13 protein-coding genes are annotated in these 14,978 nt (G+C 39.1%); 7 read left to right on the top strand and 6 right to left on the bottom strand.

Annotated elements, in window-relative coordinates; all coding sequences use genetic code 11:
* Positions 1–28: 28 nt before the first annotated feature.
* The 5 genes from ESZ36_RS21565 to cyaY all read right to left on the bottom strand — a co-directional run bounded on the left by ESZ36_RS21565 (position 29) and on the right by cyaY (position 4,876).
* A complete protein-coding gene (locus ESZ36_RS21565) occupies positions 29–1,240 on the bottom strand; it encodes a heme biosynthesis protein HemY (RefSeq protein ID WP_146791723.1) in 1,212 nt (403 codons plus the stop codon).
* A complete protein-coding gene (locus ESZ36_RS21560; RefSeq protein WP_146791721.1) occupies positions 1,237–2,655 on the bottom strand; it encodes a uroporphyrinogen-III C-methyltransferase in 1,419 nt (472 codons plus the stop codon). Before ESZ36_RS21560 ends, ESZ36_RS21565 begins: the two co-directional genes overlap by 4 nt.
* A 23-nt stretch (positions 2,656–2,678) precedes the next feature.
* Complete coding sequence (locus ESZ36_RS21555; protein ID WP_246129208.1) at positions 2,679–3,524, bottom strand: uroporphyrinogen-III synthase; 846 nt, start codon at positions 3,522–3,524, stop codon at positions 2,679–2,681.
* Positions 3,505–4,458, bottom strand: coding sequence for a hydroxymethylbilane synthase (gene hemC / locus ESZ36_RS21550; protein WP_146791719.1), 954 nt, complete (start codon positions 4,456–4,458; stop codon positions 3,505–3,507). The genes ESZ36_RS21555 and hemC overlap by 20 nt, the downstream gene beginning before the upstream one ends.
* Positions 4,459–4,555: 97 nt before the next feature.
* Entirely contained in the window at positions 4,556–4,876 is a 321-nt protein-coding gene (cyaY, locus tag ESZ36_RS21545) for an iron donor protein CyaY (protein ID WP_146791717.1), read from the bottom strand.
* 154 nt (positions 4,877–5,030) lie between these two features.
* On the opposite strand from cyaY, the gene lptM reads away from it, so the two are divergent.
* The 6 genes from lptM (at position 5,031) to ESZ36_RS21515 (ending at position 11,524) form a co-directional block, all read left to right on the top strand.
* Positions 5,031–5,369 carry an LPS translocon maturation chaperone LptM gene (lptM, locus tag ESZ36_RS21540; RefSeq protein WP_146791715.1) on the top strand — a complete coding sequence of 113 codons (339 nt, stop codon included), beginning with the start codon at positions 5,031–5,033 and terminating at the stop codon, positions 5,367–5,369.
* A complete protein-coding gene (gene dapF, locus ESZ36_RS21535) occupies positions 5,369–6,199 on the top strand; it encodes a diaminopimelate epimerase (RefSeq protein WP_146791713.1) in 831 nt (276 codons plus the stop codon). Before lptM ends, dapF begins: the two co-directional genes overlap by 1 nt.
* Positions 6,200–6,243: 44 nt before the next feature.
* On the top strand, positions 6,244–6,957 hold the full coding sequence (locus ESZ36_RS21530; protein ID WP_246129207.1) for a DUF484 family protein: 714 nt from the start codon (positions 6,244–6,246) through the stop codon (positions 6,955–6,957).
* Positions 6,958–7,057: 100 nt separating this feature from the next.
* Positions 7,058–7,831 carry an HAD-IA family hydrolase gene (locus tag ESZ36_RS21525; RefSeq protein ID WP_146791711.1) on the top strand — a complete coding sequence of 258 codons (774 nt, stop codon included), beginning with the start codon at positions 7,058–7,060 and terminating at the stop codon, positions 7,829–7,831.
* A 158-nt stretch (positions 7,832–7,989) separates the two neighbouring features.
* Positions 7,990–10,164 carry a DNA helicase II gene (uvrD, locus tag ESZ36_RS21520; RefSeq protein WP_146791709.1) on the top strand — a complete coding sequence of 725 codons (2,175 nt, stop codon included), beginning with the start codon at positions 7,990–7,992 and terminating at the stop codon, positions 10,162–10,164.
* A 97-nt stretch (positions 10,165–10,261) separates the two neighbouring features.
* Positions 10,262–11,524 carry a diguanylate cyclase gene (locus tag ESZ36_RS21515; RefSeq protein ID WP_246129206.1) on the top strand — a complete coding sequence of 421 codons (1,263 nt, stop codon included), beginning with the start codon at positions 10,262–10,264 and terminating at the stop codon, positions 11,522–11,524.
* A 118-nt stretch (positions 11,525–11,642) separates the two neighbouring features.
* On the opposite strand, the gene rarD is transcribed toward ESZ36_RS21515, so the two are convergent.
* Positions 11,643–12,545, bottom strand: coding sequence for an EamA family transporter RarD (gene rarD / locus ESZ36_RS21510; RefSeq protein ID WP_146791707.1), 903 nt, complete (start codon positions 12,543–12,545; stop codon positions 11,643–11,645).
* A 282-nt stretch (positions 12,546–12,827) separates the two neighbouring features.
* Between rarD and recQ the strand changes: the two genes are divergently transcribed.
* The gene (gene recQ, locus ESZ36_RS21505; RefSeq protein WP_211357843.1) at positions 12,828–14,675 is read left to right on the top strand and encodes a DNA helicase RecQ; all 1,848 of its coding nucleotides are present in this window, start codon (positions 12,828–12,830) and stop codon (positions 14,673–14,675) included.
* Positions 14,676–14,978: the final 303 nt, after the last annotated feature.

Genomic DNA, 14,978 nt, shown 5'->3' with positions numbered 1-14,978 from the left:
TAACAACGCAACAATAACCTGAGGTTGTTTATAAAGAGTTTGCTTTTGACCACATGGAATCAGCTGCTTGAAATTGCCCTTGTTTACTATGGACTTGTGCAAACGTTTGTAAATCCTGACGGTCATATTGCGCACCATACTCCTGATCTTCTAGCTTTAATAGGCTACCAAAAGCTTTCTCTGCCATAGAGTATTGTTCACTTTTCATAGCTAAATGGCCTAAACAACTAAGCCATTTACCACTATGGATATTCTTATGGAGTTGCTTTTGAACTATCGCAATTAACTCATCGGCGCGCTTAATAGGTAAGTTACGGATTTGCTTTAAAAAGTCGCTACTTGGTGATTTTTTAAAAAGCGGTACCAATAACTTATTTAACGGTTCGATGATTTCGTTTTCGGCTAATACTTTACAGTAAGCAAATAACACGGCTTCTCGTTGTTTAACCTTACGGCTCAAACCATTCCAATTATCGTGCAATGCCTCACTATCATGCTGTTTGATACTTTCATTAAAACTACCATAATAGGCGAGTCGCTCCCAAGCTTGAACAGCCTCATCGATAATTGTCTTCTCTTTACGCGCTGCTGCTATGTACTGTACGGCTTGTGAAAAGCGTTGCTCAATGATGCATAAATCTATTTCAAGTGCCAATAAGCGGGCGTCATGGCCAATTTGTTTATGATTTTCATCAATGAGCGTACGGGCTTTCGCGTAGGTTTCAGTCTTATCTTGGTTCATTAACAGTTTAATATTAACAATGACACTTTCTAAACCAACGTCTTTGAGTTTAACGGTTTCTTTTTCAAGTAATGTTAAATAGTGGTTGGTATTACTGTTTAGGTCTAGCTTTGCAGATGCCGAGGCAGCAAGTAGGTAAGCGCTTTGTTTTCTTTTTGATGGAATAGCACTTTTAGCGAATAATGCTTCAGCTTGGCTATAATCCTCTAACATATAAGCAGCAAGGCCTTTATTGAAGTTGGCAATACCGCGACGTTGTCCGGCGAAAGCAAGCTTATTCCAGGTACCAAAGCTAAAATTTAAACCTCCGCGTAATAGTTTTAAACTAATAACTAGCGCAATAAAGAGTAGCGTTAACATAATACCCGCGGATAATACGGTTAACTCAATGGTGGTGTTACCCATAGCAATAAGAATGTAACCTTTTTCATCAATTAAAAAAGGGCTTATTGCCATCACACTGAAAAAGATGATTAAGGCAATGATAATGCGGATCATAACTGACCTCCACTCGCTTTTTCACTTTCAGGTTTAGGGCTGTCTTTTGGTACTGATATGGGCTCAGCAATTTGTTCAATAACCTGTTTTTCCGCTTGTTCAACTTTTACACTTTCTGACTTGGACGTTTGCGGTTTTGTTACTTGCTTGGAATCTTGTAACAAACGTTTTATTGCCGCCAATGAACGCAAATCACTTGGGTAGTCATAATGAATGGTTTGTTGTTTGAGTTGCTCTATCGATTCATAGAAGCTTTTGTTTACAGGCAAGTTCATATCAAAGAATTCATTTAACCATTGCTGAATATCAAGCAGAGTTTGTTGGTAAATTTCTTCTTTTTGTTCACTAGCGGCCCATTGCACAAGTTGTATTTTTAGACTTAAATTTTGCTTTAAGTGTTGTTGTTGCTCAGGAGCCATTAATGGCTCAACCATGCCTGTTCTTCTGCGAACAGTGATAAAATCGTTGAGGAATTTATGCCAGGTTTTGGCTAAATTTTCTTGCCAATCCCCGATATTATCAGACAGAGCAAGATCTTCTGTCGTTTGATCGAGTGCTTCAGCCAAGTTTACACCGGCTAGCATTAAGGTTGGCACCTGTTTGTTAAGTGCCATCAAGGTTAAAATAGCTTCTTGATTTTTCAGTGTAGGCATCAAGGCTAAGCTTTCAATATCTTCATTAATTAATGCTCGTACAGGCAAAAATTTAGGTTGGTCCAATTCTCTAAGGCGATTATCTGCATCACGCAGTAAGTTGATAGCCGCTTTAGTGTCACGCTCTAACCACATGGTGCGCGCCGCTACGCGAACTAGGTATTCTGCTTCATGTATTAGCCAGTCATTAGGTTGGCGCAGGCTCACTTGCTGCTCTAACTGCCTTATTTGAGTAGTTAGCTGTTGTAGTTGAGTATCACTATCAAGATGTGCTTTTTTAGCACTCTCTTGTGATTGACTAGTGTTTCTATGCTGTTGCTGTAACTGTCGGCTAAATTCCGCTGTTAAGCTATTTTTCAACTGTACTTGGCTTTGTTGTATAGCTTGCTGGTTTTGTTGATTCAGCGTTAAAAATTGCGCGCTATTTTGCTGCTGTTGCCAAACATAATGGCCAATAGAAACGAAAATACTTACTGAGGCAATCACCAATGCAATAGTTGCGATTTTATTAGAAGGCTTATCAGCTGCTACTTGTGTGTTTGAAGGGGAAGATTTCCTTGTACCAGTGCTTGCTGCTGATTTTTTCGGATCAGGCTTTGAAAGCGTAGCTTTTTTAGTATCAACGTTATCATTCTCTGTTGCTGAAGTTTTATTGGTATTACTACCAGATGATAGTGTATCGGTTTCTTTTTTCTCGGTGTCGCTATTATCCGATAGTTTGTTTTTAGGGATTTCATTATCCGACATAATTCTATATTCCATCGTTATTTACTTTATAAATAGGCTTACGAACAAGAGAGAGCTTGCAACGTATTACAGAGTATTTGAGAGCTAGCGCCATGGGTATTAATGATCCGTGTTAAGCCTAACGCTTTGGCATTTTTTTCAATACGATCACTGACCACGACCCACAAACATTGAGATTGCCAATAATTATCTGTGCTATTTGTTGTACTGGCTAAGTACTTTAGTAATGCTAATAATATATCGTTACTGGTAACGACAATACAGTTAATTTTTTGTGCCCGCCATTGCTCAGCAATAATTATTGGTAATGTTCGCCATACACGTTGGTAACTTTCGATATATCGAACCTCAGCACCTCGTAGCGTTAAGCTGTTAGCAATGTGCTCTCGTCCACCATTGCCACGAAAGATTATTATCCTTTTACCTATAACTTTAGACAATTGTGGCAGTTTAAGTAAACCTTCACTGTGCTCTTGTTGAGGGGATGGCGATAAAGTGGTGGTAATACCTATTGCTTGTAATGCTTTTTTGGTGGCATTACCAACAGCAAAAATGGTTTGAGATAAGTTGTTAGGCAGAGGATAGCTGGCGTGAGCAAATTCAACGGCAGCAACACTAACAAAGATCAGTATATCTGCGTTTTCTAGCGCTGTAGCTATGTCGTGAGCGCTGGCGTTTTTTTGATAATCAAATAGAGCTTGGCTGGTATTAACTATGCCTTGTTGATTAAGTAACAAGGCAAGTTGCTGAGCTTTAGCTTTAGGCCTAGTAATTAAGACCTTAAGGGGTTTACCTGGCATAAGTAAAGCCTGCTCATTTATAGGAGTCTCAAGTGGTATCACTTGAGACGTTTTTTTAGCAGATTTAGCTGTTTTTGATATCATTTTCTGAATAAACTTGCTGTAAGATTTTATCTGCACCTCGGCTTAGTAACTCTTGCGCGAGTTTATTGCCGAGCGCTTCACCTTCTTCAACAGGGCCGGTGATTTCACTTTCGATCATTTCACTACCATCGACAGCGCCAACTAATCCACGTAGGTGGATATTTTTGCCATCAGCCGAAATCACACCATAACTACCAATTGGTACCTGACAACCACCTTCAAGCGCTTTATTCATCGCACGTTCTGCTAGAACACGAATACGAGTAGTCGCACATTCTAATGGCGCTAATAATGCTTTGATTTTTGCATCATCATTACGACACTCAATGCCAACAGCACCTTGGCCATTTGCAGGAAGCATTTCTTCTGGTTCGATAAATTGTGCAATACGCTCTTTCATTTTTAAGCGAATTAGACCTGCAGCAGCTAAGATGATGGCGTCGTACTGACCTTCATCTAATTTTCTTAGGCGAGTGTTTACATTGCCACGTAAATCACGAATATCTAAATCAGGGCGGCTTGCTTTTAATTGACACTGGCGGCGTAAGCTTGATGTGCCAACAATAGCGCCTTTTGGTAAATCACTTAATGATTTGATGGTATTAGAAACAAAAGCATCACGGGGATCTTCACGAGGACAAATAACTTCTAATCCTAAGCCCTCTGGAAAATCGACAGGAACATCTTTCATTGAATGAACCGCAATATCAGCACGATCTTCAAGCATTGCTACTTCAAGTTCTTTAACAAATAAACCTTTACCGCCGACCTTGGCTAAAGGCGTGTCTAAAATGATATCGCCTTTCGTTGTCATAGGCACTAATTCAACATTAATACCGTCATGAAAGTGCTCAAGTTGCGCTTTAACATATTCTGCTTGCCATAAGGCGAGGGCGCTTTTACGCGTGGCAATTCGTACTGTAGTGTTATTCATTCGATTTATCCAAATATATAATATTTATACCAATAAAATTAACTTACTGATCTATTTAAATGGTCTAAATTTGACCCCTTAATTAATCTCAATGGTATTACTGTGCTGAAAGCGTTAATTCAGTTTCAGCTTGTGTGCTTACGGCATTTGATAAAAACTGCCAAAACTCTTCACCACTGCGTTTGTCTGTCCAACTATCATTATTAAGGACAAAATGGTGACCATTGAATTTTGTTGCTACCCATATTTCATGCAAGGGTGCTTGCTTGTTTATTATCACTTTAGTGTTATTTTTAAAAGTCAGCGTTAATAATCCGCCAACTCCTTCGTAATCTATGTCGACACCAGAGTCTTCAATCGCCTCTTCTATAGCGAGAAGAAGTGCTTCGGCGATCAAGTTGTATTGGCTATCGTTCATTGCTTATCCTTTAAATACATTATTTGTCTAAGTGAGTATAATTGTTGATAAGCATGTGAGTATAATAGCAATCAGACAAAATAAATATAGATACAGAGCGGTTAAGTTACGCTAAAAAGCTTGATTTAAACGACTTTCATGGCAAAAAAGCATCATGCGTACCAATAGACTTCATTACTTACATCAAAAGCCACATCAAAAAGTAAAGCTTAAATCAATTTTACTGACCTTTATTGCTGTCACTTTATTATCTGCGTGTGGCATTAAAGGTGACTTGTACCAAACACCTGAGCAAGCTGTTGCTCCAAAAGCTGAAACCGTAGCGCAAAGTGATGAAAGCCAAGAAAAAAGTATAAGTAAAAGCGTTGAGTCGCAAGAGCAATCAGTGACTACGCTTGATGAATCACAGCAACAACAAGCAGTTCAACAGCCAATTGAGCCAATAGAACAAGCTACTAACCAGTCAACAGTTCAAGTTAAAGAGCAACAATAATGTTAGTCAATTTTTCTAAAATGCATGGTTTAGGTAATGACTTTTTAGTGCTTGATAATGTCACACAAAATGTTTTTTTATCGCCAGAACAAATCACTAAGTTTGCCAACAGAAACTTTGGTGTAGGCTTTGACCAACTATTAGTGGTTGAGCCTCCTTATGATCCTGATTTAGACTTTCATTACCGTATTTATAATGCAGATGGTAGTGAAGTGGGACAGTGTGGAAATGGCGCTCGCTGTTTCGCAAAGTTTGTCCGTATGAAAGGTTTATGTAATAAACATAAGATAAAAGTTTCTACCAGCACAGGTAAAATGAATTTACATATAGAGCGTGATGGTAATATTTCAGTCACTATGCCAGTGCCACAATTTGAACCCAAAAAGATCCCTTTCACGGCACAAAAAACAGAAGGCACGTATATTCTGCGTAGTGAAAGTGAAACTGTATTATGTGGCGCTGTATCCATGGGAAATCCCCATTGTGTGGTGACTGTCGATAGTGTTGCAGAAGCTGATGTTGAATCACTTGGGCAAGAATTATCTATACATGAGCGTTTCCCTGAAGATGCTAATGTCGGTTTTATGGAAATTGTTAGTCCTAATTATATTAAATTAAGAGTGTATGAGCGTGGCGCAGCAGAAACTTTAGCTTGTGGTAGCGGTGCGTGTGCGGCTGTTGTTATTGGTTATATGCAGAAAAAGCTAGCGAAACAAGTTACCGTAGAACTGCCAGGTGGAAAACTACGTATCTTTTGGCAAGGACCGGGTCATCCAGTGAAAATGTCTGGGCCAGCAACACACGTATTTGATGGTCAAATATCCATTTAAGCCTAAGCGGCTACTTTTCCCAATTCTATTAGCGACCGCATATAATGAAAGAAGAACCTAGCAAGATGAATGATGTACAACAAGCTATTAATAGCGATGATATCCCATTAACGGACGAGTTAGTGGTAAGTTACTTACAAGATAACCCTGAATTCTTTAATCGCAATAACAGCTTAATGACTAGCTTACGGCTCAATGATGAGCAACGTGGTACTGTTTCTTTAGTGGAACGTCAGCAACAGCAACTTCGTCAAAAAGTCTATGGTCTAGAAGATGAGATTACTCAGTTAATGTCAGTAGCTAACCATAATGAGCAGTTATTTGTGCTTTATAGTGATCTGTATTTACGCTTACTGGATTGTCAATCAGCGGAAGAATTACTCGATTGTTTACATCAAGCGACAACAGAATTGTTATCTTTATCTTCGTTTAAATTGTGGTTAGTTCCAAGTGATAACACCGAGGTTGCTCACCATAGTTTGTCGACTAATGACTGTGCTGGTGTTATGCAAAATCGCTTAACTAACGACGAGTACTATTTTGGCCGCTTACAAGAAAGTGAACAAACCCTGATTTTCTCCAAACCATGTTCAGGCTCAGTAGTGTTGATTAAGCTGACTCATGATGAGCAAGCTGTTGGGTTTTTAGCGATTGGTAGTGAAGACGCTCATCACTTTGACCCACGTATGGATACTTTGTTACTTACTCAGTTCAAGCGCTTAGTTGCTAAGTTATTACATCAACAGTTAGCACTATAAATACTTTGCTGATTCAGCCAGTTTAAACGACCGTCTCCAATTAGCTAAGTTAATACCTCGACGGTTAGCAATGTAAGAATTCTAAGGATTATGTGAGACTATGCAATTTTACCGACGTTTAACCGCGATTAAAGCCATCAGTTTTGATTTAGATGACACCTTATATAATAACCGACCAATAATGCAGTCGGTTGAACAGCAAATGGCGGATTACTTTACTGAAAAGTTTGCCATTTGGGCTCCCAAGCTACTACTTGAGCCAAAGCAGGTCTTTAATCGACGTTTTTGGGCTCCATATCGACAACAAGCGATAAAAGCACATCAGGATATTTCTCACGATGTGGTAAGACTGCGTTTTGAAAGTTATCGTTTAGGTTTGCTGGCGCATAACCTCTCTGCAGAAGAAGCGAGAAAAGAAGCACAGGCAGGTTTAGATTATTTTATTAACTTACGAAGTGATTTTACCGTACCCAAAGCAAGCCATGAACTCTTAGCGAGTTTAAGCAAAGTGTTTCCGTTGGTTTCAATCAGTAATGGCAATGTAGATACCAAAGCCTTGGGCATTGATCATTATTTTAAACATATTTATCATGCCGGTTTTCAAATAGGTAATTGTCATGATGAAAGTGAACATTTGCTAAAACAAAAGCCTGAAGCAGATATGTTTTCTTTAGTTTGTCAGCAACTCGATATTTTACCTGAACAGTTATTGCATGTTGGTGATTGTGGTTTTGCCGATATTCATGGCGCATTAAATGCCGGTTGCCAAACTGCTTGGTTACCGCAATACGGTGTGGGTAAAAATTTACAGCAAATACCTCATATTGAATTAAGCCTAGTAAGCGACCTGTCACAACTCATTCGAAAAGCTTAAGTATTAGATAGGTTACCAAATGAGTGGGTACTGTAATAATAAACAGTAAAATGAACGCCTGCTCATAAATGGTGATATACTTTTGCTTTTTATGTACTGCTATCTCCTTCAATAAATTACGCCACCTCAACTTCGCCACCTAAATAAAGGTTATTCCTATGGACGTTTCAGAATTACTCGACTCTCTTAATGATAAACAGCGTGATGTTGTTGCAGCCCCAAAACAAAATATGCTTATTTTAGCTGGCGCAGGTAGTGGTAAAACTCGAGTGTTAGTGCAACGTATCGCCTGGTTAATGCAAGTTGAAGGCGTCTCTTCGCACAGTATTTTGGCAGTAACCTTTACCAATAAAGCAGCAGCAGAGATGCGTGCTCGTGTAGAACAGGTGACCAATGGTAATACTCACGGTATGTGGATTGGTACCTTTCATGGTTTGGCGCATCGTTTATTAAGAATGCACTTTCAAGAAGCCAATTTACCGCAAAGCTTTCAAGTATTAGATAGCGATGATCAATTACGCCTAATCAAAAGAATCGTTAGGTCACTAGAACTTGATGAGAAAAAATGGCCTCCTAAACAATTTGTTTGGTACATCAATGGTAAGAAAGATGAAGGTTTGCGTCCTCAACATATTGATGCTCAGTTCGATCCGACTGAAGAGTTGTTTGTTAAAGTTTATAAAGCCTACCAAGAAACCTGTGATAGATCCGGTTTAGTTGATTTCGCCGAGTTATTATTACGTGCACATGAGTTGTGGTTAAAAAATCCTGCCTTATTAGATCACTATCAGCAGCGTTTTGGCCATATTTTGGTGGATGAGTTTCAAGATACCAACGCCATTCAATATGCTTGGCTTACTATGCTGGGTAAAGCTCGCAGCAAGGTCATGATTGTCGGTGATGACGACCAATCAATCTATGGCTGGCGTGGCGCTAAAATTGAGAATATCGAACGTTTTTTAAAAGAATATGATGACGCGAAAACTATTCGTCTTGAGCAAAACTATCGTTCAACTGCAAACATTTTGAAATCAGCTAACCAATTAATCTGCAATAACAATAATCGCATGGGTAAAGAGCTCTGGACTGATGGAGAAGCGGGCGAAAAAATCTCAATTTATACGGCTTTTAATGAAATTGATGAAGCACGCTTTATCGCTGGCCGCATAAAACAATGGCGTGATGATGGCGGTAAACTTGATGAAATAGCCATATTGTATCGCTCAAATGCACAATCACGTTTACTTGAAGAAGCGTTATTGCAAGGACAATTACCTTATCGAATTTATGGTGGTCAACGATTTTTTGAACGACAAGAAATAAAAGATGCGCTTGCTTACATGCGTCTAATTAATAATCGTGATGATGATGCAGCCTTTGAACGTGTTATCAATACACCTACGCGTGGCATTGGTAATCAAACATTATCACTAGTGAGAGACGCAGCAAGGGGTTCGGAAGTAACAATGTGGCAAGCTTGCAAGCAAATGTTACAAGCAGAGCAATTGAAGGGTAGGGGCGCTAAAACGATTACTGCGTTTATTCAACTTATCGAACAATTAGAAGATGATACAACCAACTTAGATTTAGATCAGCAGGCGAATTTTATTATCAGCCACAGTGGTTTAAAGGCTATGTATCAGGCCGAAAAAGGTGAACGTGCCGCACAGCGTATTGAAAACTTAAACGAGCTAGTCACGGCATGTCAAACCTTTGAAAGCGATCCTGAATTAGCGGAAGAGCAAACCCCATTAACGGCATTTTTAACGCACGCGGCATTAGAGTCAGGTGAATCTCAAGCAGACGAATTTGAAGCCGCAGTACAGTTAATGACAATGCACTCAGCCAAAGGGTTAGAATTTCCTTTAGTCTTTATTGCGGGTCTTGAAGAAGGCATGTTCCCTTCGCAACAGTCGGTTGAAGAAATTGGCCGCTTAGAAGAAGAACGCCGCTTGTGTTATGTCGGCATGACCAGAGCGATGAGAAAACTCTATTTATGCCACGCCGAAAGTCGCCGTTTATATGGACAAGAAAAATTCCACAAAGCTAGTCGGTTTTTACGAGAATTACCTGAAGATTGTATCGAAGAAATTCGCATGCAGTCTCAAGTAAAACGACCCAGTAAAGTGGGAAAGTTTTCAAATACCTTTACACTTGAAACCTTTGAAAATACAGGCTTTAAGTTGGGGCAGCAGGTTAAACATGCTAAGTTTGGTGAGGGTGTGGTACTTAACTATGAAGGTAGTGGTGCTCAATCACGTATTCAGGTGAATTTTGCCGATGTTGGTAGCAAGTGGCTCGTGGTGGAATACGCTAATTTACAAGCGGTTTAACTGTTGAGAGAGTACTCGTTTATTTGAGAACTTGTAGAATATTGGATCTATCAGCCAAAAATTAGTCCGATTGGTATTTTTAAAATCAGAAGGTGGCATGATGTCTCAAAGATTATTAATAGTAGAAGACAGTAAACCTATAGCGACTGTAATCAAACAGATAGCACGTTCGTTAAAATTTGATGTGGTCATTGCTACTGATTTAGCGCAGGTGGAAAATATCTTATCAACAGATACTGATTTTTTTGCAGCGACTATTGATTATGCCTTACCTGATGCGCTTGATGGCGAGGCGATAGCTTGTGTCTTATCCCATGGTATTCCTAGCATCGTTATGACCGGAAAAATGGATGATGAAACTCGGCAGAAAATATTATCACAGCCAGTTATTGATTATATTCCAAAAGAAAATAGTCAAGCCTTCCTCTATTTAAAGCGTGTTTTACATTGGCAACAAACTAATAATAAAAATACCATTTTGGTGGTTGATGACTCATCTTCTGCGCGAAACCATATTGTCGAGTTATTAAAACGCCGTAATTTTAATGTGATTACCGCTAATAATGGTGTGCAGGCTTTAGAAAAACTGGCGCAGCATAAAAATATTAAAATGGTCATCACCGATTTAGAAATGCCGGCAATGGACGGTATTGAGCTGACCAATGAAATTCGTCGTGTTTATACCCGTGAGCAATTAGCCGTAATAGGTATTTCAGGCGCGAGTAGTGGTATTCATTCAGCGCGCTTTATAAAAAATGGTGCCGATGACTTTTTACGTAAACCTTTTTGCCCTGAAGAATTCTATTGTCGTATTACTCAAAATATCGAGAGTTTAAATAACATTGCTAAAATTCAGCATGCAGCTAACACCGATTATTTAACCGACCTCGCTAATCGCCGTGCTTTTTTCCGTAGTGCTGAATCTCGCATCAAAGAATATATCAATAAAAAAGTACCCTATTGCTTAGCTATGATAGATGTCGACTTCTTTAAGAAGGTAAATGATACCTACGGCCATGATATTGGTGATCAAGTATTAAAAGTTATTGCTCTTTATATGCGTAAACATTTTGGCGCAGGACTTACCGCTCGTTTGGGCGGTGAAGAGTTTGCAGTACTGTTACATGGGTTAGATACAGACTATTTGCATAATAAATTAGATGATTTTAGACGAGAAATTGCGGTATCGGCTATTCCTGCTGGAGATACGTCAATATCAATTACGTTAAGTTTAGGCGTGGTTTTTGATAGCCTAGATGAATTCTCTAAGCAAATGAATGAAGCAGATAATGCGTTATACGCAGCAAAAGAAAATGGTCGCAATCAGATAGTCGTCTTTGGTGCGGAACTAGACGATTAGCTAGTCTCGGACGAATAATACCAATTGGATCAATAAATTAGTCTGGTTGGTATAAGACAGTGAATAAAAAAATAGCGCTTTTATAAAGCGCTATTTTTTTACGTCATGGATAGCCGATTTAAGCACGCTTTTTAAATGAGTCTAGGCTATAAAGCGCTAATGCTGCCCAAATAAATATAAAGGTGATTAACTCAGCACTTTTCATGGTTTCTTGATAATAAAATGTCGCCAATAAAAACATAATACTTGGCCCCAAGTATTGAAAAAAACCTAGGGTCGACAGTGCTAACCTCTTAGCCGCGATAGTAAAAAACAATAACGGTGCCGTTGTCACTATGCCTGCCATGATCAACGTAAAGTTTAAGCTGGCGGCATTTATCGCCATATTACTGGTACTGCTTTCGACAAAGAAAAACCAATAAATGAGGGCTATAGGTAGCATCAACAGTGACTCAATGAATAATCCGATGAACGAGTTAATAGGGAGTTTTTTTCTAATTAATCCGTAAATTGCAAAGGTAGTTGCTAAAGCAAGTGAGATGATTGGTAAAGTACCTAAAGCAATGAGTTGCACCAATACTCCAACAAGCGCTAAACCAACCGCGATTAATTGGTTACGACGCAAACGCTCATGGAAAAATATCATGCCGAGAATTACATTAAACAAGGGGTTAATGTAATAACCTAAACTGGCATCAAGTAAATGATTGTTGTTTACCGCCCAGATAAATAGAAACCAGTTCACTGCAAGAAAGCTAGCCGATAAAGACAATTGCAATAATATTTTAGGTTGCTTAAAAATAGCCACTAGCTGTGACCACTTCTTCATGACTATGATCATCACCAACAAAAATACTGTTGACCAAATCACTCTGTGCATCATTATTTCACCGGGCTCAATTGCGGTGAGTAATTTAAAATATATTGGCGCAAAACCCCAGAGCAGATATGCACTTAGCGCACTTAGTGCACCATTGCGGTTGCTGTTTTCTTCAAGTTGATTTGTAGCAGATGCACTCATGAGTATTTAGTCATAGTTATAAGGTATAAAAAGAGCGAGGATAATAACACGACATGAAGCGGTTCAAGTATTTAAAGCTAAGTGGTGATTCTTCACAGCGTAAACTTGTTAGTACTAATACCAAACGGATCAATAAATTAGTCCGATTGGTATAATGCGTTTACCTCTGAACAAGCACATGATTTTAGGTGAGTTATAAATATATTTTTATGTACTAGGTTTTCACGGCTGCGCTGAGTTAAAATAGCGGTATTACTCATAAGAAAATTAGTCGACACCTTCTTGAATTCTTCCGTTGCCAATGACCAAAACAGTGCCGAAATTAGTACAGAACTCAGTACTGAAAATAATGCCTTACTGCTCGATACTTTAAAGCACTATTTTGGCTATGATAGCTTTCGTGAGGGACAAGCTAAAATTATCAATAGCTTGTTACAAGGGCAAGACTCATTGGTCTTAATGCCTACGGGTGGTGGTAAATCTTTATGTTATCAGTTACCCGCGGTACTGTTACCTGGTGTTACGGTTGTTGTATCTCCGTTGATTGCCTTAATGAAAGACCAAGTCGATGGCTTAACTAGGCAAGGAATCTCAGCTGCCTTTATTAATTCAAGTTTGGAACAAAGCGAAATCAGCGATATTTTCGCTCGGTTAGGGCGAGGTGAAATTAAACTGCTTTATGTTGCCCCTGAACGCCTAACTAATTATTACTTCTTACAAAGCTTGAACCAACTGCCATTAAGCTTATTTGCTATTGATGAAGCGCACTGTATTTCTCAATGGGGCCATGATTTCAGACCTGCGTACACCAAGCTACAATGCTTAAAACAAAATTTCCCCACAGTGCCCGTTATGGCGTTAACTGCGACGGCAGATGTGACGACTCGTAAAGATATTTTGAACCAACTTGCGTTACCAAATCCTTATATTCACCTTGATAGTTTTGACCGACCCAATATTCGTTTTACCTTAGCGCCTAAATATAATGGCGAAAAGCAGTTGTTGGGGTATATCAAAAAGAAGGGTGAAGACAGCGGTATTATTTATTGTAACAGTCGTTGGCAAGTGGAAAAATTGGCTAAGTATTTAGCCGCTAGCGGCATCAACTGTGCTGCTTACCATGCGGGGTTAGAGAACGAAATTCGTTCCCTAGTACAAGAGGGTTTCACCAAAGATAATATTCAAATAGTGATTGCTACTGTTGCTTTTGGTTTAGGAATCAATAAACCTAATGTGCGTTATGTCATACATTTTGAGCCACCACGTACTTTAGAGTCTTATTATCAAGAAATTGGTCGCGCTGGTCGAGATGGCTTAAATGCAGAAGCCTTATTTTTGGTTGATGAGAAAGATGTTAATCGTATTAAGAAGCGCATTAGTGAAGGCGATAATCCGCAGCGAGTGAATGTTGAAATGCAACGTTTTGCTGCCATGGATGCTTTTATTGATGCACAAACTTGTCGTCGGCAGGTAGTACTGAATTACTTTGCCGAATATACCGAAAAAGGCTGTGGAAATTGCGATATTTGCTTAGACCCACCAAGTCAGTTTGATGGCACCATAGAAGCACAAAAAGTATTGTCATGCGTGTATCGTATTGAGCAACAAGGTGATATTAATCATGTTATTGCCGTATTGCGCGGTGAACTTACTGAAAAAGTTAAACAGCTAGCGCATGATAAAGTCTCTACCTTTGGTATCGGTAAAGGAAAAACGGTGGGTTACTGGTTCTCAATTATTGGACAGCTAATTCATTTAGGTTATTTACAGCAAGATATCGAACAACAATCTATTTTATGCTTAACACAGGCGTCGGGCGTGGTATTAAAAGCGCAAGAGCCTTTGATGTTAGCTAGCCCTCGTCTGCAAAAAGCCAGTTACTGGCAAGAAAAAAGCCCTCAAAAAAGCTATGATCGTGTTTTATTTGCAAAATTACGCGAACTTCGTAAAGCCATTGCTGATGGTGAAGACATTGCTCCTTTTATTGTCTTCAATGATGCCACCTTATCTGAGCTGGCACGTGTAAAGCCGAAAACATCGCGTGAGATGCTGAGCATTAGTGGTATCGGAGATGTGAAGTTATCCCGTTACGGACAACCCTTTCTCGCGTTAATCAAAGAGCATAAGTAATTAGTTCGTTTGTTATCTCACTAATTAATAAATATTTGCATAAAAAAATGCCGATTAACTAACTAGGATAGTTGACCGGCATTTGTACAAACTACAGTTGATAGAGAGTAATACCAATCGGACTAATTTATTGATCACTTAGCGAGAATTAAAAGGTTTAGAGGCAAGGCATTGATTGAAGAGAATGGTTATTCCCTTGTCAAAATCAATAACGCCGCATGTAAACCTTTTAAACTCGCCCATCGGGAGCTCATTAGCAAACTGATAACATCACAAAATGAATGAAATATAGAGTAACTATGT

The sequence above is a fragment of the Colwellia demingiae genome (genome assembly GCF_007954275.1).
GTDB lineage: Bacteria > Pseudomonadota > Gammaproteobacteria > Enterobacterales > Alteromonadaceae > Colwellia > Colwellia demingiae.
The sequence above is the reverse complement of the archived record's forward strand: the minus strand, read 5'-3'. Positions and strand labels throughout refer to the sequence as shown.

What these genes read in the sequence shown, in the direction of transcription:
- ESZ36_RS21565 (WP_146791723.1), bottom strand. Translation starts at nt 1,240, where the DNA reads ATGATCCGCATTATCATTGCCTTAATCATCTTTTTCAGTGTGATGGCA.
- ESZ36_RS21560 (WP_146791721.1), bottom strand. Translation starts at nt 2,655, where the DNA reads ATGGAATATAGAATTATGTCGGATAATGAAATCCCTAAAAACAAACTA.
- ESZ36_RS21555 (WP_246129208.1), bottom strand. Translation starts at nt 3,524, where the DNA reads ATGATATCAAAAACAGCTAAATCTGCTAAAAAAACGTCTCAAGTGATA.
- hemC (WP_146791719.1), bottom strand. Translation starts at nt 4,458, where the DNA reads ATGAATAACACTACAGTACGAATTGCCACGCGTAAAAGCGCCCTCGCC.
- cyaY (WP_146791717.1), bottom strand. Translation starts at nt 4,876, where the DNA reads ATGAACGATAGCCAATACAACTTGATCGCCGAAGCACTTCTTCTCGCT.
- lptM (WP_146791715.1), top strand. Translation starts at nt 5,031, where the DNA reads ATGCGTACCAATAGACTTCATTACTTACATCAAAAGCCACATCAAAAA.
- dapF (WP_146791713.1), top strand. Translation starts at nt 5,369, where the DNA reads ATGTTAGTCAATTTTTCTAAAATGCATGGTTTAGGTAATGACTTTTTA.
- ESZ36_RS21530 (WP_246129207.1), top strand. Translation starts at nt 6,244, where the DNA reads ATGAAAGAAGAACCTAGCAAGATGAATGATGTACAACAAGCTATTAAT.
- ESZ36_RS21525 (WP_146791711.1), top strand. Translation starts at nt 7,058, where the DNA reads ATGCAATTTTACCGACGTTTAACCGCGATTAAAGCCATCAGTTTTGAT.
- uvrD (WP_146791709.1), top strand. Translation starts at nt 7,990, where the DNA reads ATGGACGTTTCAGAATTACTCGACTCTCTTAATGATAAACAGCGTGAT.
- ESZ36_RS21515 (WP_246129206.1), top strand. Translation starts at nt 10,262, where the DNA reads ATGATGTCTCAAAGATTATTAATAGTAGAAGACAGTAAACCTATAGCG.
- rarD (WP_146791707.1), bottom strand. Translation starts at nt 12,545, where the DNA reads ATGAGTGCATCTGCTACAAATCAACTTGAAGAAAACAGCAACCGCAAT.